Below are 23,081 nucleotides of genomic sequence, written 5' to 3'. Positions count from 1 at the left end.
GGCGTTACCGGTTGCCGGCCTGGACGGCGTTGAAGGTGTAGCCGTCGAGGGCCGTCTCGGCCACGCGGAACCAGCTGACCTGCTGGGCCTGGAAAGCCTTCCAGTCCTTGTAGATCGCTGCGAAGTCGGGGTTCTTCTCGCTCAACTCGACCCACAGCTGCTGCGAGGCCTTGTAAGCCGCGTCCATCACGTCGCGCGGGAAGTACGACACCTTCGCGCCGCTGGCGATCAGCTGGCGAAGGGCGGCGGGGTTGGTGGCGTCGTAGCGGGCCAGCATCAGCATGCTCTGCTCGTTGGCCGCGGTCTCGAACGCGGCCTTGAACTCCGGCGGCAACGCGTTCCAGGCGGTTTCGTTCACGTGGCTGGACACCGAGGCGCTGCCTTCCCACCAGCCGGGGGCGTAGTAGTAGGGCGCCACCTTGTTCAGGCCGAGCTTCTGGTCATCGTAGGGGCCGATCCACTCGGCGGCGTCGAGTGCACCTTTCTCCAGCGCGGGGTAGATGTCGCCGGGCGGGATCTGCTGCGGCTGGGCGCCGAGCTTCGCCAGGACCATGCCGCCGATGCCGCCGATGCGCATCTTCAGGCCCTGCAGGTCCTTCACCGACTTGATCTCCTTGCGGAAGAAGCCGCCCATCTGCACGCCGACGTTGCCGACCTGGAAGTTGACGATGTTGTACTTCTTGTAGAGCTTGCGCAGGTGCTCCATGCCGCCGCCGCTGTAGAGCCAGGCGTTGTGCTGGCGGGCGTTCAGGCCGAATGCCAGGCCGGCGTCGAACGCCACCGCGCTGTTCTTGCCGATGAAGAACGAACTCAGCACGTGGTTGCATTCCACCGTGCCGTTGCTCACCGCGTCCATCAGCTGGGGCGCCGGCACGATCTCCCCGTTGGGAAACGCCCGGATCTCGAAGCGGCCGCCGGTGAGCTCGCCCACGCGCTTGCACAGGTTTTCGGCCGAGCCGTACATGTTGTCCAGGCTCTTCGGCCAGGCCGTGGCCATGCGCCAGCGAACGGTCGTCTGCGCTTGTGCATGAACCGCCGGCGCAGCAAGCGCCGCGACGCCCACCCCTCCAGCAACAGCCATCTTGTCCAGGAATCCGCGACGTCGCATTGAAAGCTCCTTTGCTTGGTGAAGAACGTGATCCGGCTTGGAAGCGCCGGCCGCACAAGCCGCCCCGATCGCAACTTCGATGCCAACCTTTCTTCCGGTCGAAACGGTGCCTGGCAGCGCGATTGAGCAGTGTACTGATCGATTATGGAAGGAGCCGTCGGCGACCGGAAGTCCCCCTCGGCTAGGACAAACCCGAAGTCCGCAAAGGTCGGTGCATCCGCAGTCCCTCTATTGGTGCCACGGTCATCGGATTGGTGCCTGCGCAACCGGACCGCGCCGGGCCCTAAAAAACCCCGGGGGGCAGAGATAACCCCTTGAACGTCCGCCCGATCTGGCGCTAATATGGACGTGTACTGACTAATTTATTTGCGCGGCGACGCCGCGACTGGATGAGCCGATGGAATGGATCAGGGTTGCGTCCGCGCAAGAGCTCGGCGATGACGAAGTCAAGGCGGTCAACGTGGCGGGATACCGCATCGCGCTGTATCGCTCCGCCGGCGAGTTCTTCGCCACGGACAACATGTGCACGCACGCTGAAGCGCTGCTCTCGGATGGCTACGTCGAAGACGGCTGCATCGAGTGTCCGCTGCACCAGGGGCGGTTCGACCTGCGCACCGGCAAGGCGATGTGCGCGCCGGTCACCGTCGATGTGCGCACGCACGCCGTCAAACAGGAAGGCGACGACGTCTACGTCCGATCGCCCGCGAGCCAGTGACCACCGGGTGCATCGTCATCGTGGGTGCCGGGCAGTCCGCGGCCGTGGCGGCGCATGCCTTGCGCGATGGCGGCCATGACGGTGCCATCGTGATGGTGGGGCGCGAGCCGCATCGTCCGTACGAGCGACCGCCCTTGTCCAAGGCCGTGCTGGTCGGGGCCGAGGAGCCCCGCCTGGATGTCCTGGCCGACGATGACTGGTTGCGCTGCAACGTGGACCTGCTCAGCGGCATCGAGGCCGTGCGACTGGATCCCGCGCAGCGGCGGCTGCACCTCGCGGGCGGCCGGACCATCGATTACGACAAGTGCCTGCTGGCGACCGGCGGCGAGCCCCGCTTGCTGCCCTGGGCGCCGTGCGGCGGCGAGCGTATCCATTACCTGCGAACGGTGGACGACGCGCGCCGGTTGCGCGCATCGCTGCGGGCACGACCCCGCATCGCCATCCTGGGTGGCGGCTTCCTCGGGCTCGAGGTGGCGCATTCGGCCCTGGCTGCCGGCGCCGTGGTGACGGTCATCGAGAGCGCACCGGCGCTGCTGACGCGCTTCCTGCCGGCGGAGGTATCGGGCTGGCTCGAAGCCACGTTGCGCAGCGAAGGCGCGCATCTGCGGCTGGGCACGTCGGTGACCCGCGTCGAACCGATGGGCGACAGGCCTTTGCTGCTGGTGACCGGCGACGGCGAGCGCCTCGAGGTCGATGAGCTGCTGGTGTGTGTCGGCATGTCCCCGAACGATGCCCTGGCCCGGGAGGCCGGCCTGGCCATCGCGCCCGGAGCAGGCGTGCTGGTCGACGCGTCCTGCCGCACCAGCGACCCGAACGTCTATGCCTGCGGCGACTGCGCCAGCCAGCAGAGGCCGGGCCAGCAGCAGCCCACGCGCCTGGAGTCCTGGCAGAACGCGAACGAGCAGGCGCGTATCGCGGCTGCCGCCATGCTCGGCTCGGCGCCACCGGTGCCGCCGTTTCCCTGGTTCTGGACCGAGCAGGGCCGGCACAACATCCAGATGCTGGGCCTGCCTGCCGCCGGCCTCGACTACGTGCGCCGAGGCGACCCCGCCAGCGGCAAGGCCCTGTGGATCGGGCATCGGGGCGGCGTGCCCATGCAGGGTGTCGCGCTCAACGCCGGCGGTGAGCTGCGCGCCCTGCGGCCGCTGTTCGACCGCGCCCGGCCGGTGCCCATGCACGAGTTCGCACAGGACCACCTCAATCTGCGTGCCTGGGCCAAGCAGTTGCTTGCCGAGCCCGCGGCCACCCTTTAACCTCACCGCGACTCCCTGGAGCATCCATGTACCAATCGCAGTCCGTCATCGGCGTGACCGATGCCGCGAAGAACCCGCCGTTCGAGCAATGCATCTGGCCGGCCGATGCGCTCCACACCATCCCCGACTGGGTCTATACCAGCCAGGACCTGTACGACCGCGAGATGGACCGCATCTTCCGCGGCGACACCTGGAACTTCGTTGCGCTGGAGGCCGAAATCCCCAACCCGGGTGACTACAAGCGCGGCTACGTCGGCTCGGTGCCGGTGGTGGTCGCCCGCGCCGAAGACCACAGCATCTCGGTCTTCGAGAACCGCTGTGCCCACCGGGGGGCGGAGTTCTGCCGCAACAACCAGGGCAACGCCAAGGAGTTCGTCTGCCCCTACCACCAGTGGTCCTACGACCTCAAGGGCAACCTGCAGGGGGTGCCCTTCAAGCGCGGAGTCAACAAGCAGGGCGGCATGCCCAAGGATTTCCAGAACGCCGACCACGGCGCCCGCCAGCTGCGCGTGACCACGCGCCACGGGGTGGTGTTCGCCACCTATTCGGACCAGACGCCGCCGCTGGAGGAGTACCTCACGCAGGAGATGGTCGACGAGTTCGACGTCACGTTCACGGGCAAGAAGCTGAAGATCCTCGGCTACTACCGCAACGAGCTTCCGTGCAACTGGAAGATGTACCACGAGAACCTCAAGGATCCGTACCACGCGACCCTGCTGCACTCGTTCCTCGTGGTGTTCGGCCTGCTGGTGGCCGGGAACAAGTCGATCATGCTCGCCGACAAGGCGCACGGCCGCCATGCCTACATGGGATCCGCGAAGGAGGAGGACAAGTACGCGAAGGTGTCGGCCGAGACCAAGGCCGAGATGCGCTCGTTCCACGAGAAGCTGCGCCTGCGCGACGAGCGCTTCCTGGAGTTCGTGCGCGAGTTCGACTCGCCCTGGTCGGTGACCATGATGACGGTCTGGCCCAACCTGGTGGTGCAGCGCGAGATGAACACGCTGGGCGTGCGGCAGATCATCCCGAACGGCCCGCACAGCATGATCATGCAGTGGACGATGTTCGGCTACGAAGACGACACCCCCGAGATGACCCGCCACCGGCTGCGCCAGGGGAACCTGATGGGACCGGCCGGCTTCCTGGGCCTGGAGGACAACGAAGCCATGAAGTTCGTCCAGGAAGGACTGCGCCGTTCCAGCACGGACGTGAACGTCCTCAAGCTCGATTCCGGCACCGTCGGCACGTCCAACGGGCTGATTTCCGAATCGTGCATCCGCTCGCTTTACGAGTATTACCGCGGGGTCATGGGTATTCCCGTCGCAGGAGCCGCGCAATGAAGGAAAGACTCGCCTACCGCCCCGCTACCGTCGGTCCCCAGCGCGCCGCCCAGTTGCGCGCCGAGATCGAGACCTTCAACGCCGAGTACTGCGCGGCCCTGGATGCCAACGACGTCGAGCGCTGGCCCGACTTCTTCGCCGAGGAGGCTACCTACCGCGTCACCTCGCGCGAGAACGCGCTGCTGGATCTGCCGGTCGGGCTCGTGTACTGCGAGGGCGCGGACATGATCCGGGACCGCGCGCTGGCGGTGGCGCACTCGCAGATGTTCGCCCCGCGGCACATGCTGCACCTGCTGGGTGTCACCCGGGTGGTCGACGAGACCGATGGGGCGGTCGAGGCCCAGACGCCGTTCATCCTCGTGCAAACCCTCATCGAGGGGCCGTCCACCGTGCACCTGGCCGGCACCTACTATGACCGCTTCGTGCGCCGCGGCGAGCAGCTGCTGCTCGCGGACCGGCAGGTGGTCCACGACACCGAGGTGCTGGCGACTGCGCTGGCCTACCCCGTCTGAGCGAATCGAGAGAACCGAGCATGAACCGCATTCCCAAGATCGCGCTCGAGGAGCACTTCTCGGCGCCCGGCTTCGCCGAGTACTCCAAGGGCTTCACCCAGCTGCTCGCCCCCGACGTGCGCGCCGACCTCGGCGCGCGCCTCACCGACTTCGATTCGCGCCGCATCGAGGAAATGGACGCCGGCAGCATCGAATACGTGGTGCTCTCGCAGACGGCCCCGGGTGTGCAGGCCGAGCCCGATGCGGCGCTGGCGATCCGCCGTGCGCGCGAGAACAACGAGTTCCTGGCCGAGCGCGTCTCGCGGCATCCGACGCGCTACGGCGCATTCGCCCACGTCGCGCTGCAGGACCCGCAGGCGGCCGCCGACGAGCTCGAGCGCACCGTCGGCCAGCTCGGCTTCAAGGGAGCTATGGTCAACGGCCACACCCTCGGTCGCTACTACGAGGGCGCGGCGTTCGACGTGTTCTGGGAGCGCGCACAGGCGCTCGATGTGCCGATCTACCTGCACCCGGCCAGCTTCAGCCAGGTGCCTGCCCTGCTCGACGGCATGCCCGTGCTGCACGGCGCCACCTGGGGTTGGGGCGTCGAGACCGCCGGCCACGCGCTGCGCCTGCTCTTCGGGGGGGTCTTCGACCGCTTCCCCCGGCTGACGCTGCTGCTGGGCCACATGGGCGAGTTCCTCCCGTTCCAGCGCTGGCGCCTGGACAGCCGCTTCGCCGCTTATCCCATGGGCATCGAGCTGGCGCGCAAGCCCAGCGAATACTTCGGCCGCAACATCCTGATCACGACCTCGGGCGTGTGCTCGGCGCCGTCACTGGTCGGGGCGATCGGCGAAATGGGCGCCGAAGGCGTGCTGTTCTCGGTGGACTATCCCTATGAGTCGACCGCCGAGGCCTGCGCGTTCATCGAGCAGGCGCCGCTGGACGACCGCACGCGCGCGCTCGTTTGCCACGGCAACGCGCGCCGGCTCTTCAAGCTGGCCGGCGTCTAGCGCCGGCCGGTTTCTTTTTCCCTGGTCTACCACGCAGAAAGGATGAACCATGCCGGTCAGTGACCACCAGATGATCAGCGCCTGGGACGAAGTGCTCAGGCTCAGCCAGGTGCAGGCGGGCCAGACCGTCTCCATTCTTTGCGGACCGCACACGGATCCGTTGACGCTACGTGCGGCCACCATCTCGGCGCAGCGGGCCGGGGCCATCGTCACCAAGATCGAGCTGCCGCCGATCAATGCCGAGAAGGCCACCAGCCGCGACCTGCTGAACTACCTCGGGGAGACCCCCCTGACCGGCAACACGGCGGCGATCTCGGCGCTGAAGAACAGCGACATCGTGCTGGACCTGATGCTGCTGCTGTTCTCGCCCGAGCAGATGGACATCCTGGACTCGGGAACCAAGATCCTCCTGGCGGTCGAGCCGCCGGAGGTGCTCGTGCGCACGGTGCCCACCGAGGCGGACCGGCAGCGCGTGCTGGCCGCCTCGCGATTGCTCAAGCGGGCCAGGACCATGCACGTGACGTCGCCCGCCGGCACCGATGTCACCTTCAAGATCGGGGAATTCCCCACCATCTGCGAATACGGATTCGTCGAGGAGCCCGGGCGGTGGGACCACTGGCCCAGCGGCTTCCTCTTCACCTTCGCCAACGAGGGCGGCAGCGACGGCACCATCGTGATCGACCGCGGCGACATCCTGCTGCCGCAGAAGAACTATGTCTCGGACAAGGTCACCTTGAAGGTCAGCGAAGGCTTCGTGCGCAGCATCGAGGGCGGCATCGATGCCGACCTCCTGCGTGAGTTCATGGCGGCCTACAAGGACCCCGAGGCCTATGCCATGTCGCACATCGGCTGGGGCATGCAGCCGCGGTGCTACTGGCACACGCTGTCGCTGTACGACCGCGAGCGAACCATCGCGATGGATGCGCGCGCCTTCGAGGGCAACTTCCTGTTCTCGCTCGGGCCCAACAACGAGGCCGGCGGAAAGCGCAAGACGGCCTGCCACCTGGACATCCCGCTGCGCAACTGCACGGTGCGGGTGGACGACACCATCGTGGTGCGTGATGGCAAGGTGATCGACGAGGCGTTCCAGTGAGAAGCGACGAAGCCACCTACCGCAACCAGGGCTTCGGCGCCACGATGGAGCCCAAGCCGCCTTATGGCTTGCTCATCGTCGACTTCGTCAACGGCTTCGCCGACCCGGCGGCCTTTGGCGGCGGCAACATCGGCCCGGCCATCGAGTGCACGCGCACGCTGCTCGCCCAGGCGCGCACGCGCCAGTGGCCGATCGCGCACACCCGCATCGTCTACCAGGACGACGGCGCCGACGCCAACGTCTTCACCCTCAAGGTGCCGACCCTCCTGGCCCTGCACGAGGACAGCCCGGGCAGCCAGATCGTGTCGCAGTTGCAGCCCGTGGCCGGTGAACTGGTGGTGCGCAAGACCAACCCGTCGGGCTTCTTTGGCACGCCCCTTGCAAGCTGGCTCGCCAACCGCGGCGTGCAGACCCTGCTGATCGCCGGCTGCACCACCAGCGGCTGTGTGCGGGCCAGCGTGGTCGATGCCATGTGCCACGGCTTCCGCCCGCTGGTCGTCACCGACTGCGTGGGCGATCGCTCGCTGCAGGCCCACGAAGCCAACCTGTTCGACATGGACCAGAAATACGCCACCCTGATGACCCGCGACGCCGCCCTGGAAGCCACCGCTGCCGGCGCGCGTGCGGTGGGCGCCTGACCCGCACGTCGCTTCCTTCAACCCCGCCCTCCTGGAGACCGACATGACCTTTTCCCTCAGCAGATTCGTTGTCCGCGTATTCGCCTCTTGCGCCGCGCTGGCTTTCGCCGCCGCCGCATCTGCGCAGGCGCCCGAGAAGATCAAGGTGCGCCTGGACTGGACGCCCTGGGGCGCCCACGCCGCCATGCACCTGGCCCAGCAGAAGGGTTGGTACAAGGCGGCCGGGCTCGACGTCGAGATCGAGGATGGCAACGGCTCGGTGACCACCGTGCAGATCGTCGGCAGCAGCGACCAGTTCGACCTGGGCCACGCGGCGCTGGGCCCGATGATGATCGCCCGTGACAAGGGCCTGCCGGTGAAGGCGGTGGCGGTGTTCGCGCGCACCAGCGACCTGGGCATGCTGGTGCCCGCCGACTCGGGGATCAAGGGCCCGGCGGACCTCAAGGGCAAGAAGGTGGCCTATACCGCCGGATCGCTCGAAGCACCTTTCATCGACGCCTTCCTGGCCGCCGGCGGCCTCAAGCGCGGCGACCTGGAATTGGTGAACGTGGATGCCGCCGCCAAGGCCGGCACCTACGTCTCCGGGCGCACTGACGCCGTCTTCTCGACCATCCCGTTCTTCGAGGCCATCGTGGCCCAGCCGCGGCCGTCCAACAGCATCCTCTTCGCCGACTACAAGCTGCCCATGCCCAGCTTCGGGCTGTTCAGCTCGGAAAGCAAGCTGGCCAGCAAGCGCGAAGCCATCTCGAAGTTCGCCAGCGTCACCGCGGCGTCCTGGCAGTACGTCTACAACGGCCATGAGGACGAGGCGGTCGACGCCATCGTTGCCCAGCGGCCCCAAGCCAAGCTGGACAAGAAGATCCTGCGCGGCCAGGTTGATTCGCTGCGCAAATTCTTCAAGTTGCCCGTGGCCGCCGGCCAGACGCTGGGCGCGCCGGTCGCGGCCGACTGGACCGACGCGGTCAAGACGCTCACGGACGCCAGCCTGATCAAGGCTAGCCGCAACGGCAGTGATTTCGTCGCACCCAACATGGTCCGCCCGATGCCGGCGATCAGCGGGGCCAAGTGAGCGCCAGCTCGATCCAGGCGCGCGGCGTCAGCAAGGTCTACCCGGGCGAGCGCGCGCTCACGGCGCTCGAGCAGGTGTCGCTGGACGTCAAGCCCGGCGAGTTCGTGAGCATCCTGGGCCCCAGCGGCTGCGGCAAGAGCACCTTCCTGCGCTGCATCGCGGGGCTCGAGCGCGTCACGGGTGGTGAACTGCAGGTCGACGGACAAACCGTCGACGGGCCGCCCGACCACATCGGCATGGTGTTCCAGCGCGACGCCCTGCTCGAGTGGCGCAACATCGAACGCAACATCCTGCTCCCGGTGGAGTTTGCTCGCAAGCCGGTGCAGGACTACCGCAAGCGCGTCGCCGGGCTGCTGGCGCTCACCGGCCTGAGCGATTTCGCCGACCGCTATCCCCGCGAGTTGTCCGGCGGCATGCGCCAGCGCGCCGCGATCTGCCGCGCCCTGGTCGACGATCCGCGCCTGCTGTTGATGGACGAGCCCTTCGGCGCCCTGGACGCCCTGACACGTGACCAGATGAACATCGAGCTGCAACGCATTTGGCTGGAGACGCGCAACACGGTGGTCTTCGTCACCCACGGCATCGCCGAGGCCGTGTTCCTGGCGGACCGCGTGGTGGTCCTGTCGCCGCGACCCGGCCGCGTCGCCGACATCATCGAGGTCGATCTGGCACGACCGCGCCGCCTGGGCGACCGCGAGTCGGACAAGTTCGGCACCTATACCGCGCGCATCCGCCGCCTGTTCAACGACATGGGCCTCATCAAGGAGCCACCCGCGACCGCAGGCGAGGTCAACGCAGCATGAGCACCCGCCTGGACAGCGCCCGCCGCGCCGGGGTGGGAGCCGCCGCCCTCTTGCTGCTGCTGGCGCTGTGGGAAGTGGCCGTGCACGTGTTCGAGGCGCGGCCGATCACGCTGCCACCTCCGTCCACGGTGCTGCTGGAGCTCGCCCGCGAATGGCGCTGGTACCTCGACCACTGCTACTACACGCTGATCACGACGCTCGGCGGTTTCGCCCTGGCCGTGGTCGTCGGCGTCGGCCTGGCCATGCTGCTGGTGGCCTCGCGCAACTTCACCGACGTGGTCTATCCGATGATCGTCGCCTTGAACAGCGTGCCCAAGGTGGCGATCGCACCGCTGTTCGTGATCTGGATGGGCACGGGGTACGAGCCGAAGATCGCCATGGCCTTCCTGATCGCGGTGTTCGCGGTGCTGGTCGATGCGGTTCACGGATTGCGCTCGGTCCCCCAGGACGTGCTGGACCTCGGGCGCGTGCTCAAGGGCTCGTCGCTCGACTTCTTCCTCAAGGTGCGTCTGCCCTGCGCGCTGCCCTCCATCCTCACCGGCATGAAGGTGGCCATCGCGTTGTCGCTGGTCGGCGCCATCGTCGGTGAGTTCGTGGCCTCGCAGCGTGGGCTGGGCTACGTCATCCTGAGCGCACAAGGCATGTTCGACACGGCCCGGGTGTTCGCCGCCGTGTTCCTGCTCGCGATCATGGGCATGGTCCTGTACGGGGCGGTGGTCTGGATCGAGCGCAAGGCCACGCCCTGGCGGGTGGCGCATGACTGAACCACGCCCCCACGCTGAAGGATCGACAGTGACACCAGGAAAAGTGGCCATCGTGACGGCTGCAGGTCGCGGGATGGGCGCGGCGATCGCCAGCGAACTGGCCGGCCGCGGCTGGCGCGTCGCGCTCATGTCGCCGAGCAAAGCCGTCGAGGTGGCGCGCGAGCTGGGCGGGGTCGGGATGCAAGGATCCGTGACTCGCGCGGAAGACCTCGACGCGCTCGTCGAACTGGCGCTGCGCACGTATGGCCGCGTCGACGCGGTGGTGAACAACACCGGGCATCCGCCCAAGGGCGATCTGCTCGCGCTGGACGACGCCAGCTGGCAGGCCGGCCTGGAGATGCTGCTGCTGAACGTGATCCGCATGATGCGCAAGGTCACGCCGGTCATGCAGCGCCAGGGCGGGGGTGCGGTGGTCAACATCTCCAGCTACGCAGCGGCCATGCCTGAGCAGTCGATGCCCGTCTCGTCCGTTTTGCGCGCCGCGCTCGGCTCGTTCACCCGCCTCTACGCCGAGCGCCATGCACCCGACGGGATCCGCATGAACTCGGTTCTTCCGGGCTTCGTCGACAGCTGGCCCGAGACGCCCGAAGTGGTCGCCCGGATACCGATGCAGCGGTTCGGAACCACGCAGGAGATCGCCCAGACCGTGGCGTTCCTGCTGTCCGACGGCAGCGGCTACATCACCGGCCAGAGCCTGCGCGTCGATGGCGGCATCGTGAAGTCGATCTGAGGGGGTGGGCGCGGGTCGATGAGCCTGGCGCCCGGCTTGCGAAGGCACAATGATCCGATGCTGAAGGTTCGCGAAATCGATCATCTGGTCCTGCGCGTTCGCAACCCGGACGCCATGATCCGCTTCTACGGCACCGTCCTCGGGTGCCCGGTGCACCGCATCGACGAGAAGAACCGGCTGGTGCAGCTGCGTGCGGGGCGGGGCTTGATCGACCTTCTCTTGCCCGAGGGCGGCATCGACGCGGCGGGCGCTGAAGCCGCGGGCACGCCCGGCCGCAACATGGATCATTTCTGCCTGCGCATCGACCCCTGGGATGCCGACGCGATCTGCGCGCACCTGCGCGCCCACGGCCTGGATCCCGGCCCCGTGGCTCAGCGCTTCGGAGCGGAAGGCCGAGGCCCGTCGATCTACATCACCGATCCTGAAGGCAATACGGTTGAACTGAAAGGGCCACCGGAGCCGGCCGACGGCCAGGCCTGAGCCTGCCCTCAGCCGCCGAACAGATTCCTGCGCACGCCCACCAGGTGCTGCAGGGCCGCCGACCGCGCCTGGTCGAGGTCGCGGGCCTTGATCGCCTTGACCAGGGCGCGGTGTTCCCGCTGGTACAGCAGCCGCCGCTCGGGGGTCACGCTGCGCCGCTTCAGGACGCCCCATTCGGTTTGCGCGCGGACCTGGTTCATGTGGCTGAACACCCCGGCCACGAAGCTGTTGTGCGCGGCGAGGGCGATCGCCTCGTGCAGCATGCCGTCCCAGTGCTCGAACTCCATGAGCGATTGCGCGCGCTCGGCACGTTCGCAGCACTCGTCCATGCGGCGGAAGTCCGTGGCCGTGGCATTGGCGATCACGAGTTCCAGGATCGCCGGCTCCAGCGTGATCCGCGCCTCCATCAACTCGGCCGGGCTGCTTTGCGAAACCTGCTCGGCAGGCAGTGCCTGGACGACCGCTTCGGCGCCTTCCCTCACGAAGGTGCCGCTGCCCACCGTCTGCTCGATCAGCCCGAGTTCACGCAGGTCCTGCAGCACCTTGCGCACGGATCCGCGGCTCAGGCCGAATCGGTCGCTGAAGCTGCGCTCCGGCGGCAGCCGATCCCCCACCCGCCATCGCCCGGCGCGCAGGTTGTCGAGGATGAAGTGGCGAAGGCTTTGAGCCGATTGCATAAGGACCAATGTTAGACCAATCGCCCATCTTCCATTCCATAAGATTCATGGGTTCTCTTCGGCAACTGACTCGTGTAGCATGCTCGCCAATGGTCCATGAATGGTCACCAATCAACCAATTGAGGAGATCCTGTGCGCATCGCAACATTCACCCATGATGGCCGCCGGCAAGTCGGCGTCGTGTCACCGGACGGCCAGCAGGTCGCGCCATTCCAGCTGTCGACCGAGCAGGCGCAGCACGGCGCGCTGGCCCTGGTCGAGGCATCCGTGCGGGGCGAACGGCTGCCCGCTTCGGGCCCGTCGCTGCCGCTGTCGGCCGTGCGCCTGGACGCTCCCTTGCCGCGGCCCCGTCGCAACCTCTGGTGCGTCGGCCGCAATTACCACGCCCATGCCAAGGAGCTGGCCGCATCGGTCTTCAAGGGCAGCAACGAGAACGTCATGGAGTGGCCGATCGTCTTCACCAAGGTGCCCGAGTGCGTGGTCGGCCCGCACGATCCGGTGGTGCTGCCCGGTGCCGCGGTATCGGAGCAGATCGATTACGAAGCCGAGCTGGCCGTGGTGATCGGCAAGGGTGGCAAGAACATCCGCAAGGACGACGCCATGGACCACATCTACGGCTACACCATCGTGAACGACGTGACCGCGCGCGACGTGCAGATGCGGCACCAGCAATGGGACATGGGCAAGTCCTTCGACACCTTCTGCCCCATGGGCCCGTGGATCGTCACCGCCGATGAACTCGACGGGCGGCGCACGCGCGTGCGCTGCTGGGTCAACGGCGAATTGCGCCAGGACGGACCGACCGAGAACATGATCTTCGACATCCCCACCTTGATCGAAACCGTCTCGCGCGGCATCACCCTCGTTCCTGGGGACGTGATCGCCACCGGCACCCCGGCCGGCGTGGGCATGGGGCTGCAGCCGCCGCGCTACCTGCGCGCCGGCGACGTGGTGCGCATCGAGGTCGACGGGATCGGCGCGATCGAAAACCGCTTCCAGTAACCGAGGCTTTTCCCGAACCACGAACTTAGGAGACAAGATGATCAACGTACGTGCCACCTTTCGAATCGCCGTCGCGGCCTTGCTTTGCGCCGGCGCCGTGTCCGTCCAGGCCCAGGCCACGGACTACCCCAACCGTCCCATCAAGATCGTGGTGCCCTTCCCGCCGGGAGGCCTGGCCGACACGGTGGCGCGGCCGGTGGCCGAGTCCATGTCGCGCGAACTGGGCCAGCCGGTCGTGATCGAGAACCGGGGTGGGGCCGGTGGCGGCATCGGGATGGCCCAGGCGGCCAAGTCGGCGCCCGATGGCTACACGCTCCTGATGGCCCTGTCTTCGTACAGCGTGCTGCCCGAGGCGGACAAGCTCCTGGGCCGCTCGCCGATGTACGCGTTCGATGCGCTGACGCCCATCGCCCGTTTCACCGCCGACCCCACCGTGCTGGCGGTGCGGGCCGACGCGCCCTGGAACACGGTGAAGGATTTCGTGGAAGACGCGAAGAAGCGGCCCGGCGCGATCAACTACGGCTCGTCCGGCAACTACGGCACCATGCACGTGCCCATGGAAATCCTCGCCCAGAACGCCGGCATCAAGCTCACGCACGTGCCGTTCACCGGGGCCGGGCCGGCCGTGGTGGCCTTGCTGGCCGGCCAGGTCCAGGCGCTGTCCACCGGGCCCGCCACCGTCCTGCAGCACGTCAAGGCCGGCAAGGTCAAGGTGCTGGGCCACTGGGCCACGGGCCGGCTGGAGAGCATGCCCGACGTGCCGTCCCTGAAGGACGCCGGCTACGACGCGCAGTACGCGCAATGGTCCGGCTTGTTCGCCCCGGCCGGCATGCCCGAGCCCGTGCTCCAGAAGGTTCGCGCCGCAGCGAAGGCCGCGGCGGCGGACCCGAAGGTCAAGCAGGTCATCCTCGGCGCCGGCAGCCCGATCCAGTACATGGACGCACCGGAGTTCGACCGGTATGTGAAGCAGGACATCGGCCGCATGGCCGACGTGGTCAAGAAGATCGGCAAGGTGGAGTAGCCGGCCCGCCGGCTGCGCCCCGCGCGAGGGGCAGCGCGCTGCTCGCCCGGGCGCGCCGCCTCAGGCCAGGTGCACCTGCAAGCTGCGGGCGGCGTCGAGCAGGGCCTGCTTCATGGCGGCCAGCACGTCCTGGTTCGCCCGGAACTTCGGCGCCACGAAGGCCAGGCTGTATCGGCACGCGCCCTCGCTCATCAAGGGCACCGCGACGCCCACCACCCCTTCGTCGCGCTCTTCGTCGGAGTAGGCGAAGCCCTGCTGGCGGATCTGCCTGAGCTCGGCTTCCAGGCGGTGTTTCTGGACGATGGTCTTGTCGGTGTACGCGGTGGGCTTGCCGATGGTCCAGAACCGGGCGAGCTTCTCCTTCGGGGCGTAGGCGAGGAACAGCTTCGAGCTGGCCGTGGCCGGCCACGGCAGCAGGCCGCCGCGGGCCGAGGTCAGGCCCACGCGATGGCGGCTTTCGATCCGCTCCAGCGTCGCCACCTCGAAGTCGGCGATCTCGTTGAGCAGCAGGTTCTCGTTGAAGGCCTCGGCCAGCTTGAGCATCTCGTCGCGAGCGACCGAGACGATGTTGTTGGTCCCTTTCGCCACGGCGGCGAGCACCTGGATGCGCGGCCCGAGCACGAAGGTGCCGTCGCCCCGCTCGACGATCATCCGGCTGTTCTTCAGTGAGTTCAGGTATCGGTAGATGGTGCTGCGGGGCATGCCCATCTGGGCCGACAGCTCGTGCGCCGTCCAGCGCGGCTGCCGATCCGTAAACAGCAGCAGGATCTCGATGACGCGGTCGGCGGTGGAGTTGCCGAGCAGGGACTCATCGGCGGAAGAGGTCTTCGGGTCCATCGTGGTCAAGGCGCCCGGGAGGGTCGGACGGCGCGCGATTGTAGGGGCGCTGCTTGCAGCGCCCGCCCGTGCATCACGCGGCGAGTCGCATCGCCTGTGCCTCTGCGCGCAGCAGCGTGACCAGGCTGCGCACCGTCTCCGGCAGCTGCGCGGCCGAGCCGACGGCTGCCACGTAGCGATCGGGCCGCAGCACGATGAACGGCCACTCGGGATGCCTCATCTTCCAGTCCCGGAATTTGCCATGCACGTCCTCGACCTCCAGCGAGGGTGAGCGGGCCTGCCTGCCGGGGCCGACCGAGCGCGACGGCCGAATCCACAGGGTCCTGCAGCCGATGGTGGCCAGGTCCTCGAGGGTGTCGCGGCCGAGCAGTTCCGCCGGGTCCGTGTGGATGCCAAGGATGCAGAAGCCGGGGCCGATCACGTCGTCCAGTCTCGACACCTTGTCCCCCACCAGAACCGAGGGCTGCATGAACATGCGCCCGACGGGGTAGTCCTTGCGCCGCGCCGCGCGTTCGTCGAACAGCACGACGCCCTGGGTGTAGCGGGACATCGGCTTGAATTTCAGCTGCAGCACGTAGTCCTTGGCGCCGGGCAGCTTGCGGATCACGTCGAAGAACAGGTCGCGCGCGCTCTCGGTCAAGCGGTTCCAGGGCCGGTAGAACGATCCCATCCAGGTGGCCAGCTTCACCATCGCCAGGGCATGGTGGCGCCGTTCGGTGTCGTAGGTCTGCAGGATCGCTTCGTCCGCATGCCCCTTCAGGACCCAGGCGAGCTTCCACGCCAGGTTGGTCGCGTCGCGCAGCCCCGAATTCATGCCCTGGCCGAAGAACGGCGGCTGCAGGTGCGCCGCGTCGCCGGCGAGGAACACGCGCCCGACGCTGAAGCGTTCGGCGATGCGCGAGTGGTGCAGGTAGATGCGCGAGCGCTTGACCGGCGGCAGCGGGCCGGTGGCGCCGTAGTGCAGCCGCATCAGCGCCTCCAGCCGCTCCGGCTTGAGGACCTCTTCCTCGGTTTCGTCGGGCTTGAGCAGGAATTCGAGACGGCGGTAGCCATACGGCAGGTGGATCGAGAAGCTGGGCCGCTGCGGATCGCAATAGATGCCGGTGAAGGGCGCATCCATGGTGTCGTCGGTCACGTCGATGACCAGCCACTTGTGCGTGTCGGTCGTGCCCGTCAGCTCCACGCCGATGAGTTTGCGGATGGTGCTGCGACCGCCGTCGGCGCCGACCACATAGCGGGCCGCGATGTCGATGGGCTCGCCGTCGGATCGCCGGCCCTGCAGCGACACCATGCGCTCGCCGCTTGCCAGGCCGGTGATCTCCAGGCCCAGTTCCACCCGCACGCAGTCGTAGCGGTCGAGCCCCTTGCGCAGGGTGGCTTCGGTCAGTGGCTGCAGGAACAGGTTCCTGCGCGGCCAGCCGAAGGGTTGGCCTTCGGGCGCCACCTCCGCGAAGCACCGGCCCCTGGAGTTGTGGTAGCGCGCCGGCACGTTCTGCAGCATGTCGCGCAGCAGCGTGTCGGCCAGGCCCACGCCCTGCCAGGACCGCAGCGCCTCGTCGTCCACGCCCACCGCGCGCGGGTAGTCGAGGATGTCGGCGGCGCGCTCCACCAGCACGGCGCGCACTCCATAGGCGCCCAGATAGTTGGCCAGGGTGACCCCGCAGGGGCCGGCGCCGACCACGACGACATCGGTCTGGAGGGTGTTCATTGCGTGATCTCTCCCATGAACTGCAGGAACAGGCGGTTGAAGGTGGCCGGATCCTCGAACTGAGGCCAGTGGCCCACGTCCGCCATCTCCGCATACCGCGCGTGGGGCATGAGCTTCGACACCGCGCGGGCCGTGGCCAGGTAGGTGTCCTTGTCCTCCAGCGATCCGATGACGAGCGCGGGCGCCTCGATGCTTTCCCACTCGTCATCGCCCAGCACGTTGCGCGCGCGCACGTCCGGGTCTTGCAGGCACAGGATGTTGTGCATGGCCCGCGCCATCTCCGGCAACTGGTAGACGCGCTGTCGCACCGCGACGATGTCCGGGATGCGGTTCTTCTCGTCGTGGATGAGGTTGTTGAAGATCTGCTTGACGTTGTCCCAGGTCGGCTCGTCGACGGCCTTGGTGCGCTGGCTCTTGATGCGCGACATGTTGGACGCGTCCGACAGGTAGCCGGCTGCCGACACCATGGTCAGGCTGGCCACGCGCTCCGGGTACGTGACGGCCAGCCGGGCACCGACCCAGCCGCCCAGCGAGCAGCCGATGACGTGGGCTCGGTCCGCGCCGATGGCATCGAGGAAGTCCCTGGCGTGCCGCGCGTACACCGGCGTCTCGAACGGCAGGTCCGGCTTGTCGCTGAAGCCGCAGCCGACCATGTCGATGGCGTAGCAGTCGAAGTGCTTCGACAGCGGCCCCAGGTTCTCCGCGAAGTTTTCCCAGCTGCCGGCCGTGCCGTGCAGCATCAGCACCACGGGCCGGCCCTTCCGGCCGGCGTGCGCGTAGCGCGTTCGGATGCCTGCGGCATCGATCCAGCCCTGCTCGAACGCCACGTCCGTCAGGGCGTTCCAGATGCTCTTGTAGGTTTGCATGAGTGCTCCTTGATGCGGTCGTCGATCACCGTGCGGGGTTGGGCTTGTGGCCCCAGACGGAGCCGGCACCGCCCTCGTCGTAGACGATCTCCAGCGACCAGTCCTTCCTGGGGGCGGCGCAGCCGTACTCGACCAGGAACCCGCCCGGGGAGGCCATGTAGAACGAGATGGCGCGGTCGTTCACATGGCGCCCCAGTGACCGGGCGATGCGCACGCCGTGCCGGTCGCAGCGGTCCAGGGCGCGTCCCACGTCGTCGATCTCGGGCACCTCCAGGTTGATGTGCCGGCAGCCGTGGCGCGGCGCGCCGGGCGTGAAGCTGGCGGCGAGTCCCAGCGAGTGCTGCCGGGGGTTGTCCGCGTGGAACCAGGTGATGGGAAAGGGCACGGGCTCGCCCGAGAGCGACTGCGCGCGCAGGTTGGCCACCTGCAGGCCCAGCACCCCGGTGGTGAAGCGGCTCGTCGCCTCGAACTGCGCGGGCTCGCAGCCGATCACCAGGTGCCCCAGGCCCTGGTCGCCGGTCATGAAGGCCGGCACGCCGGCGGGCGAGCGGAACGGCTGCCTGAAGTTCACGACCGGGCCCCACGCGATCTCGTGCGAATGGCCCGCCGGATCGGTGATCGCGAAGAAGCCGTTGACGCGCCGCGCGATGCATTCGTCGGCGGTGCCGATGCGCGGCTCGCACCCCTCTGCGCGCGCAGTCTCAAGCGCCTGCCGCAGGCCCGCCTCGTCCCGCACCAGCCAGCCCATCGCGGCCAGCTTCTCCTGCGGGGAATCCCGCAGCAGCAGGCGGCAGTCGCGCTCGTCGATCCGCACCCGCAGCGATCCGTCGGGGCCCTCGGACACCATGGCGCCGACCACCTCCTGCAGGTAGGTGCCCCAGCGCGCCAGGTCCGGCGAATCGAGCACGATGTAGCCGAGTTCCTTGATGGTCATGGCTGCTTCGCCGAGCCCTTGTAGATCGCTTCGATCTTGTCGGCGTCCCTGGCGATCAACTGCCCGAACTGCTCGCGCGTGCCCGCCTTCGGCGTCGTGCCGCCGGCCTGCAACTGCTTGACGACCTCCGGCGCGGCGAGCGCCTTGGCCAGCGCGGCATTCAGCTTGGCCAGGCGGTCCGCGGGCACGCCCTTGGGTGCGAGCACGCCCATCCAGCTCTGGATCGACAGCCCGTTGTAGCCCGATTCGGCCAGCGTGGGCACGTCCGGGGCCAGCGTGTCACGCTCGGCGCTGGAAACGGCCAGCAGGTTCACCCGGTTGGACTTGGACAACTGCAGCGCCGATCCCACGGTGCCGAAGGCCAGGTCGATTTCGCCGGCCTGCACGGCCACCGCGGCGGGGCCGGAACCGGGATACGGAATCTCGTTGAGCTTGTAGCCGCCGACCTGTTGCATGCGCAGGAAGGCCAGGTAGTGCGGGCTGCCGTCGCCGTTGTGGCCGGCATTGAGCGGAACGCCTCCGCTGCGGGCTCGCGCCGTGAGGTCCTGCACCGATGCGATGCCGCTCTTCTTGGAGGCCATCAGGGCGATCTGCAGCGCGATCACCTGGCCGACCGGCTCGAAATCCTTGAGCGACTGGTAGGGCAGCTTGCTCGGGAGCTTGCCCAGGCGGTTGAGCGCCTCGTTGATCGAGTGCACGTCGGTGATCCACAGCAGGGTGTAGCCATCGGGCTCGGCCCGCGCCACGTGCTGCGTGGCGATCACGTTGCTGGCGCCGGGGCGGTTCTCGACCACGAATCGCTGTCCCAGGGCCTCGCCCATTTCCTGGCTGACGATCCGCGCCGTGATGTCGGCACCGCCGCCGGCCGCGAACGGAATGACCAGCCGCACCGGCTTGGTCGGGTAGTCGTCGGCTGCGGCCCACGCATGCGCGGCTGCAGCCAGACACCACAGCGCGGCCAGCGACTTGTTCAAGGTACCCATGTCGTGCTCCTCAAGAGTTAAAGTTGGTTGTTCCCGTTTAATGGGACACATGGCCGAAAGATGGGAAAGTATCGGTGAACACGCGCGGCTTGTCAAAGCCGGCGTGCCAGCTCGGTAGGCGCCTCGTGTGTTCAGCGTCGTGCCGGAGCTGACGCGGTCGTGATGAAGCCTGGCGGCCTGGCGCTCGCCGGCTGAGCCGCGAAGACAAGCACCTCATCTTCGAAGGCAACGCCCGCCACGTGTTCGGCCTGAAGGCGATGTGAATCGGGCAACTGCCGCCTTTCGCTCACCCCCGCGTCATCCAGAAGCTCTGGACACGGCAAGCGGTTCCTGATGCAGTCGAGCGGTGGAGGCAAGCGCCGGGCGGGCCTCCACGCAGGCTCACTGACCACTGGAGGCACCATGCTGCAGCAGCCAAGCAAGGACACCGTGAAGCACGGCCTGGCCGCCGGCGCCGAACAGCGGCCCGAGCGTCCCGACTGGACCATCGAGCAGGCCTGGGACCGCTACACGCCGCAGGAGCATGCCGTCTGGAGGACGCTGTTCGAGCGCCAGCGCAAGCTGCTGCCGGGCCGCGCCTGCGACGAGTTCATCCGGGGCATGGACGACCTGCCCATCGGGGCCGACGAGATTCCGAACTTCGAGGCGCTGTCGGACCTGCTGATCAAGCGCACCGGCTGGCAGGTGGTCGCCGTTCCCGGGCTGGTGCCCGACGACGTGTTCTTCGAGCACCTGGCCAACCGCCGTTTCCCCGCCGGGCAGTTCATCCGCAAGCCGCACGAGCTGGATTACCTGGAGGAGCCGGACGTGTTCCACGACGTGTTCGGCCATGTCCCCATGTTGATGAACCCGGCCATCGCCGATTACATCCAGGCCTATGGCGAAGGCGGCTTGCGCGCCCAGCGGCTGGGCGTGCTCGACAAGCTGGCCCGGGTGTACTGGTACACGGTCGAGTTCGGCCTGTTGCGCCAGCCCGATGGCCTGCGCATCTACGGCGCCGGCATCGCCTCGTCGGCCGCCGAGACGGTGTTCTCGGTCGAGGACGACTCGCCCAACCGCATCCGCTTCGAGCTGGAACGGGTGATGCGCACGCGCTACCGCATCGACGATTTCCAGGAAACGTATTTCGTCATCGGCCACCTCGACGAGCTGCTGCGCCTGGCGCAGATCGACTTCGCGCCGACCTACGAGCGCGTGCGGCAGGCTGCCGATCTCGAGCCCGGTGACGTGCTCGACACCGACGGGGTCATCACCCGCGGCACGGGGCGCTACCACGCGGCCAAGCGGGCAGGGGGCCGGTGATGGGCGCCCAGCCGGCCACCGTCCTCGTCACCGGCGCGGCCGGGCACCTGGGCCGCGCGGTCGCGGCGGCCTTCGCGCAGCAGGGCTCGCGCCTCGTGCTGATGGACCGTACCGCCGACGCGCTGCAGCGCACCTGCGGGCACCTGCCCGAGGCGCTGCTGCTGCCGGTGGACCTGCTCGATGCCGAGCAGGTCCGGCACGGGGTGGACCAGGCGCGCACGCGCTTCGGCCGCATCGACGCGCTGTGCCACCTGGCCGGGGGCTTTCGCATGGGCGAGGCGGTGCATGAGACCTCGGCGGCCACCTGGGACTTCCTGATGGACCTGAACGCCCGCAGCCTCGTGCACGTGGCCCGGGCGCTGGTGCCGCTGCTGATCGCCGACGGCGGTGGCCGCATCGTCACCGTCGGCGCGGCGGCCGCCGCCAGGGGCGCGGCGCAGATGGGCGCCTACGCGGCGTCGAAGAGCGCGCTGATCCGCCTGACCGAGGCCCTCTCGGCCGAGCTGAAGGACCGCCACATCAATGTCAATTGCGTGCTGCCGTCCATCATCGACACGCCCGACAACCGCGCCGCCATGCCCGACGCCGACGCGTCACGCTGGGTGGCGCCCGATGCGCTCGCCGCGGTGATCGTCTTCCTGTGTTCGGATGCGGCGCGAGCCCTGCATGGCGCGGCGATTCCGGTCACGGGCCGGGTTTGATGCCAGCGCGCCCCTTGCCACAATGCCGCCATGCCGCGTCGCCCCGTCAATGTCCATCGCGCCTACCACGCCCACGTCTACTTCGACGCCGACACCGTCGACCAGGCCCGCGCCCTCTGTGAAGAGGCGGCGCGCCGGTTCGGGATCTCGATGGGCCGGGTTCACGAAAAGCGGGTCGGTCCCCACCCGCGTTGGAGTTGCCAGCTCGCGTTCGCGGCAGGGGATTTCGAGCGCGTCGTGCCCTGGCTCGACGAGCACCGCGGCGGGCTGGACGTGTTCGTGCATGGCTTGAGCGGAGACGCCCTCAAGGACCACACCGATTTCGCCTACTGGCTGGGCAACGACTGGCCACTCGACCTGCGGCAGTTCCAGCAGGACTAGGGGCCTGTCCACACGGTTCTCGCGTGATGCGTTGCGGGCCCTGGACTCGCAGCGGCCCCGGTCGCGGGTCCTGGGCGCGCCAGTGTTCCAGCGGACACTCGAGCACGACCGTTTCCTACTCTCGACCGCACGAAGCGCCGACAGGCCCGCACTCGCCGCCAGTCGACCATGTGTTCCAAGAAGCCGGAAAAGGCATCCGGCAAGGGAAGGGAGGCGGCCATGGGTTCGCACGCGCACGGGGCTTCGCCATGCTCCACCCGCTGATCGCACTTCCCGCGGTCGGCGCCGCGGCCTACATGGCGGCCCTGGCCTGGCTGTGGATGCGACAGGAACGGCTCTTGTTCGAGCCCGCCTGGCTCGCCTCGGACCAGCCCGTCTCCGACGAGGCCGACGTGCGCGAATTCATGGTCGACGTTCCCGGCGCTCGATTGTCCGTGGCGCAGCTGAAGCTGCCCGATCCCCGTGGGGTGGTGTTCTACCTGCACGGCAACTCGGGCAACCTGCGGAAGTGGTTCGTGCAACTGGACGTGTTCCGCGAAATGAACTTCGACGTGGTCATGATGGATTACCGCGGCTACGGCAAGAGCAGCGGCCAGATCGAAAGTGAATCGCAGTTGCGCGCCGACGTGCGGGCCGTGTGGAACGCGATCGCCGGGGACTATGCAGGCCGGCGCCTTGTCGTCTCGGGCCAGTCACTGGGGACCGCGTTGGCGGCGGCGCTGTCGGCCGAACTGTGCGCCGCGGGCTGCGTGCCCGACCTCACGCTGCTGATCTCGCCCTACCGCAGCATGCGTGCCCTGGCCGACGAACTCTTTCCCTGGGTGCCGGCGCGCATCCTGCGCTATCCGCTGTCCACGATCGACCATGCCTGCCAGGTCAGGGGGCCCGTGTTGCTGGTGCATGGGGACCGGGACGAGCTGATCGGACTGCATCACAGCGTGGCCATCCGCGATGCCCTGCCGGGGTGCCACCTGCTGTGCGTCGAGGGAGCGGGGCACGGCGACGTGCACCGCTTTCCTTCCTTCAGGCAAGGACTGGCCGCCGCGCTGGTGGCGCTCGCCGATGAGGCAGCCGCCACGCCACCGGTGCGTCCGCGCGGCATCGAAGCCTTGCCCGAGTGCCCTGGAATACCGGAGCGCGCCCCGGGGGCAGTCGGTGCCTCAGTGGAGTAGCTC

At 68.1% G+C, this 23,081-nt stretch carries 25 protein-coding genes; 18 read left to right on the top strand and 7 right to left on the bottom strand.

The genetic code is table 11. The annotated features are described in order from the left end of the window. Positions 1–4: 4 nt before the first annotated feature. Positions 5–1,108, bottom strand: a complete 1,104-nt coding sequence (locus JI739_RS14360) for a TRAP transporter substrate-binding protein (RefSeq protein WP_201684615.1) — start codon at positions 1,106–1,108, stop codon at positions 5–7. Between the two features lie 397 nt (positions 1,109–1,505). Between JI739_RS14360 and JI739_RS14355 the strand changes: the two genes are divergently transcribed. The 12 genes from JI739_RS14355 to JI739_RS14300 are packed head-to-tail and all read left to right on the top strand — an operon-like array spanning position 1,506 to position 11,494. Further along, positions 1,506–1,823: a non-heme iron oxygenase ferredoxin subunit gene (locus tag JI739_RS14355; protein ID WP_201684614.1), complete on the top strand. Its 318-nt coding sequence runs from the start codon at positions 1,506–1,508 to the stop codon at positions 1,821–1,823. Continuing rightward, entirely contained in the window at positions 1,820–3,076 is a 1,257-nt protein-coding gene (locus JI739_RS14350) for an NAD(P)/FAD-dependent oxidoreductase (RefSeq protein ID WP_201684613.1), read from the top strand. Before JI739_RS14355 ends, JI739_RS14350 begins: the two co-directional genes overlap by 4 nt. A gap of 26 nt (positions 3,077–3,102) precedes the next feature. After that, positions 3,103–4,413, top strand: a complete 1,311-nt coding sequence (locus JI739_RS14345; RefSeq protein WP_201684612.1) for an aromatic ring-hydroxylating dioxygenase subunit alpha — start codon at positions 3,103–3,105, stop codon at positions 4,411–4,413. Continuing rightward, positions 4,410–4,925: an aromatic-ring-hydroxylating dioxygenase subunit beta gene (locus JI739_RS14340; RefSeq protein WP_201684611.1), complete on the top strand. Its 516-nt coding sequence runs from the start codon at positions 4,410–4,412 to the stop codon at positions 4,923–4,925. The genes JI739_RS14345 and JI739_RS14340 overlap by 4 nt, the downstream gene beginning before the upstream one ends. Before the next feature lie 20 nt (positions 4,926–4,945). Further along, positions 4,946–5,917 (top strand): amidohydrolase family protein, encoded by a 972-nt coding sequence (locus JI739_RS14335; protein WP_201684610.1) that lies wholly within the window; start codon positions 4,946–4,948, stop codon positions 5,915–5,917. Positions 5,918–5,966: 49 nt separating this feature from the next. Continuing rightward, positions 5,967–7,010 (top strand): 2,5-dihydroxypyridine 5,6-dioxygenase NicX family protein, encoded by a 1,044-nt coding sequence (locus JI739_RS14330; protein WP_201684609.1) that lies wholly within the window; start codon positions 5,967–5,969, stop codon positions 7,008–7,010. Between the two features lie 44 nt (positions 7,011–7,054). Next, a complete protein-coding gene (locus JI739_RS14325) occupies positions 7,055–7,648 on the top strand; it encodes an isochorismatase family protein (protein WP_236589703.1) in 594 nt (197 codons plus the stop codon). Between the two features lie 43 nt (positions 7,649–7,691). Further along, entirely contained in the window at positions 7,692–8,717 is a 1,026-nt protein-coding gene (locus JI739_RS14320) for an ABC transporter substrate-binding protein (protein ID WP_201684607.1), read from the top strand. Then, the gene (locus tag JI739_RS14315) at positions 8,714–9,520 is read left to right on the top strand and encodes an ABC transporter ATP-binding protein (RefSeq protein WP_201684606.1); all 807 of its coding nucleotides are present in this window, start codon (positions 8,714–8,716) and stop codon (positions 9,518–9,520) included. The genes JI739_RS14320 and JI739_RS14315 overlap by 4 nt, the downstream gene beginning before the upstream one ends. Beyond that, positions 9,517–10,284 carry an ABC transporter permease gene (locus tag JI739_RS14310; protein WP_201684605.1) on the top strand — a complete coding sequence of 256 codons (768 nt, stop codon included), beginning with the start codon at positions 9,517–9,519 and terminating at the stop codon, positions 10,282–10,284. Before JI739_RS14315 ends, JI739_RS14310 begins: the two co-directional genes overlap by 4 nt. A 28-nt stretch (positions 10,285–10,312) precedes the next feature. Then, positions 10,313–11,014: an SDR family oxidoreductase gene (locus tag JI739_RS14305; RefSeq protein ID WP_201684604.1), complete on the top strand. Its 702-nt coding sequence runs from the start codon at positions 10,313–10,315 to the stop codon at positions 11,012–11,014. 57 nt (positions 11,015–11,071) lie between these two features. Next, on the top strand, positions 11,072–11,494 hold the full coding sequence (locus tag JI739_RS14300; RefSeq protein WP_201684603.1) for a VOC family protein: 423 nt from the start codon (positions 11,072–11,074) through the stop codon (positions 11,492–11,494). Between the two features lie 8 nt (positions 11,495–11,502). Here the strand turns inward: JI739_RS14300 and JI739_RS14295 are convergent, their stop codons facing one another. Further along, positions 11,503–12,171: a FadR/GntR family transcriptional regulator gene (locus tag JI739_RS14295; RefSeq protein WP_201684602.1), complete on the bottom strand. Its 669-nt coding sequence runs from the start codon at positions 12,169–12,171 to the stop codon at positions 11,503–11,505. A 132-nt stretch (positions 12,172–12,303) separates the two neighbouring features. On the opposite strand from JI739_RS14295, the gene JI739_RS14290 reads away from it, so the two are divergent. Together JI739_RS14290 and JI739_RS14285 are read left to right on the top strand one after the other, a co-directional pair. Then, positions 12,304–13,173: a fumarylacetoacetate hydrolase family protein gene (locus JI739_RS14290; RefSeq protein ID WP_201684601.1), complete on the top strand. Its 870-nt coding sequence runs from the start codon at positions 12,304–12,306 to the stop codon at positions 13,171–13,173. A gap of 37 nt (positions 13,174–13,210) precedes the next feature. After that, positions 13,211–14,194 (top strand): Bug family tripartite tricarboxylate transporter substrate binding protein, encoded by a 984-nt coding sequence (locus tag JI739_RS14285; RefSeq protein WP_201684600.1) that lies wholly within the window; start codon positions 13,211–13,213, stop codon positions 14,192–14,194. A 60-nt stretch (positions 14,195–14,254) separates the two neighbouring features. On the opposite strand, the gene JI739_RS14280 is transcribed toward JI739_RS14285, so the two are convergent. From JI739_RS14280 to JI739_RS14260, 5 genes are all read right to left on the bottom strand, one after another. Continuing rightward, the gene (locus tag JI739_RS14280; RefSeq protein WP_201684599.1) at positions 14,255–15,031 is read right to left on the bottom strand and encodes an IclR family transcriptional regulator; all 777 of its coding nucleotides are present in this window, start codon (positions 15,029–15,031) and stop codon (positions 14,255–14,257) included. Between the two features lie 73 nt (positions 15,032–15,104). Then, positions 15,105–16,739, bottom strand: coding sequence for a bifunctional 3-(3-hydroxy-phenyl)propionate/3-hydroxycinnamic acid hydroxylase (locus JI739_RS14275; RefSeq protein WP_201684598.1), 1,635 nt, complete (start codon positions 16,737–16,739; stop codon positions 15,105–15,107). After that, positions 16,736–17,605 carry an alpha/beta fold hydrolase gene (locus JI739_RS14270; RefSeq protein ID WP_201684597.1) on the bottom strand — a complete coding sequence of 290 codons (870 nt, stop codon included), beginning with the start codon at positions 17,603–17,605 and terminating at the stop codon, positions 16,736–16,738. Before JI739_RS14270 ends, JI739_RS14275 begins: the two co-directional genes overlap by 4 nt. A 25-nt stretch (positions 17,606–17,630) precedes the next feature. After that, the gene (locus JI739_RS14265; protein WP_201684596.1) at positions 17,631–18,539 is read right to left on the bottom strand and encodes a VOC family protein; all 909 of its coding nucleotides are present in this window, start codon (positions 18,537–18,539) and stop codon (positions 17,631–17,633) included. Then, positions 18,536–19,522 carry a Bug family tripartite tricarboxylate transporter substrate binding protein gene (locus JI739_RS14260; RefSeq protein ID WP_201684595.1) on the bottom strand — a complete coding sequence of 329 codons (987 nt, stop codon included), beginning with the start codon at positions 19,520–19,522 and terminating at the stop codon, positions 18,536–18,538. Before JI739_RS14260 ends, JI739_RS14265 begins: the two co-directional genes overlap by 4 nt. Before the next feature lie 402 nt (positions 19,523–19,924). On the opposite strand from JI739_RS14260, the gene phhA reads away from it, so the two are divergent. The 4 genes from phhA (at position 19,925) to JI739_RS14240 (ending at position 23,078) form a co-directional block, all read left to right on the top strand. Continuing rightward, a complete protein-coding gene (phhA, locus tag JI739_RS14255) occupies positions 19,925–20,824 on the top strand; it encodes a phenylalanine 4-monooxygenase (protein ID WP_201684594.1) in 900 nt (299 codons plus the stop codon). Continuing rightward, positions 20,824–21,525 carry an SDR family oxidoreductase gene (locus JI739_RS14250; protein ID WP_201684593.1) on the top strand — a complete coding sequence of 234 codons (702 nt, stop codon included), beginning with the start codon at positions 20,824–20,826 and terminating at the stop codon, positions 21,523–21,525. Before phhA ends, JI739_RS14250 begins: the two co-directional genes overlap by 1 nt. Positions 21,526–21,555: 30 nt before the next feature. Beyond that, a complete protein-coding gene (locus JI739_RS14245) occupies positions 21,556–21,906 on the top strand; it encodes a DOPA 4,5-dioxygenase family protein (protein WP_201684592.1) in 351 nt (116 codons plus the stop codon). Between the two features lie 248 nt (positions 21,907–22,154). Next, positions 22,155–23,078, top strand: coding sequence for an alpha/beta hydrolase (locus JI739_RS14240; protein ID WP_201684591.1), 924 nt, complete (start codon positions 22,155–22,157; stop codon positions 23,076–23,078). Positions 23,079–23,081: the final 3 nt, after the last annotated feature.

Origin of the sequence: Ramlibacter aurantiacus (genome assembly GCF_016722895.1) — a bacterium.
Classification (GTDB): Bacteria; Pseudomonadota; Gammaproteobacteria; order Burkholderiales; family Burkholderiaceae_C; genus Ramlibacter; species Ramlibacter aurantiacus.
This window is presented reverse-complemented; position numbering and strand designations above follow the sequence as displayed.

Bases quoted from the DNA above. Each gene is read 5' to 3' on its own strand.
- JI739_RS14360 (WP_201684615.1), bottom strand. From the start codon at position 1,108: ATGCGACGTCGCGGATTCCTGGACAAGATGGCTGTTGCTGGAGGGGTG.
- JI739_RS14355 (WP_201684614.1), top strand. From the start codon at position 1,506: ATGGAATGGATCAGGGTTGCGTCCGCGCAAGAGCTCGGCGATGACGAA.
- JI739_RS14345 (WP_201684612.1), top strand. From the start codon at position 3,103: ATGTACCAATCGCAGTCCGTCATCGGCGTGACCGATGCCGCGAAGAAC.
- JI739_RS14340 (WP_201684611.1), top strand. From the start codon at position 4,410: ATGAAGGAAAGACTCGCCTACCGCCCCGCTACCGTCGGTCCCCAGCGC.
- JI739_RS14335 (WP_201684610.1), top strand. From the start codon at position 4,946: ATGAACCGCATTCCCAAGATCGCGCTCGAGGAGCACTTCTCGGCGCCC.
- JI739_RS14330 (WP_201684609.1), top strand. From the start codon at position 5,967: ATGCCGGTCAGTGACCACCAGATGATCAGCGCCTGGGACGAAGTGCTC.
- JI739_RS14325 (WP_236589703.1), top strand. From the start codon at position 7,055: ATGGAGCCCAAGCCGCCTTATGGCTTGCTCATCGTCGACTTCGTCAAC.
- JI739_RS14320 (WP_201684607.1), top strand. From the start codon at position 7,692: ATGACCTTTTCCCTCAGCAGATTCGTTGTCCGCGTATTCGCCTCTTGC.
- JI739_RS14310 (WP_201684605.1), top strand. From the start codon at position 9,517: ATGAGCACCCGCCTGGACAGCGCCCGCCGCGCCGGGGTGGGAGCCGCC.
- JI739_RS14300 (WP_201684603.1), top strand. From the start codon at position 11,072: ATGCTGAAGGTTCGCGAAATCGATCATCTGGTCCTGCGCGTTCGCAAC.
- JI739_RS14295 (WP_201684602.1), bottom strand. From the start codon at position 12,171: ATGCAATCGGCTCAAAGCCTTCGCCACTTCATCCTCGACAACCTGCGC.
- JI739_RS14285 (WP_201684600.1), top strand. From the start codon at position 13,211: ATGATCAACGTACGTGCCACCTTTCGAATCGCCGTCGCGGCCTTGCTT.
- JI739_RS14280 (WP_201684599.1), bottom strand. From the start codon at position 15,031: ATGGACCCGAAGACCTCTTCCGCCGATGAGTCCCTGCTCGGCAACTCC.
- JI739_RS14275 (WP_201684598.1), bottom strand. From the start codon at position 16,739: ATGAACACCCTCCAGACCGATGTCGTCGTGGTCGGCGCCGGCCCCTGC.
- JI739_RS14270 (WP_201684597.1), bottom strand. From the start codon at position 17,605: ATGCAAACCTACAAGAGCATCTGGAACGCCCTGACGGACGTGGCGTTC.
- JI739_RS14265 (WP_201684596.1), bottom strand. From the start codon at position 18,539: ATGACCATCAAGGAACTCGGCTACATCGTGCTCGATTCGCCGGACCTG.
- JI739_RS14260 (WP_201684595.1), bottom strand. From the start codon at position 19,522: ATGGGTACCTTGAACAAGTCGCTGGCCGCGCTGTGGTGTCTGGCTGCA.
- phhA (WP_201684594.1), top strand. From the start codon at position 19,925: ATGCTGCAGCAGCCAAGCAAGGACACCGTGAAGCACGGCCTGGCCGCC.
- JI739_RS14250 (WP_201684593.1), top strand. From the start codon at position 20,824: ATGGGCGCCCAGCCGGCCACCGTCCTCGTCACCGGCGCGGCCGGGCAC.
- JI739_RS14245 (WP_201684592.1), top strand. From the start codon at position 21,556: ATGCCGCGTCGCCCCGTCAATGTCCATCGCGCCTACCACGCCCACGTC.
- JI739_RS14240 (WP_201684591.1), top strand. From the start codon at position 22,155: ATGCTCCACCCGCTGATCGCACTTCCCGCGGTCGGCGCCGCGGCCTAC.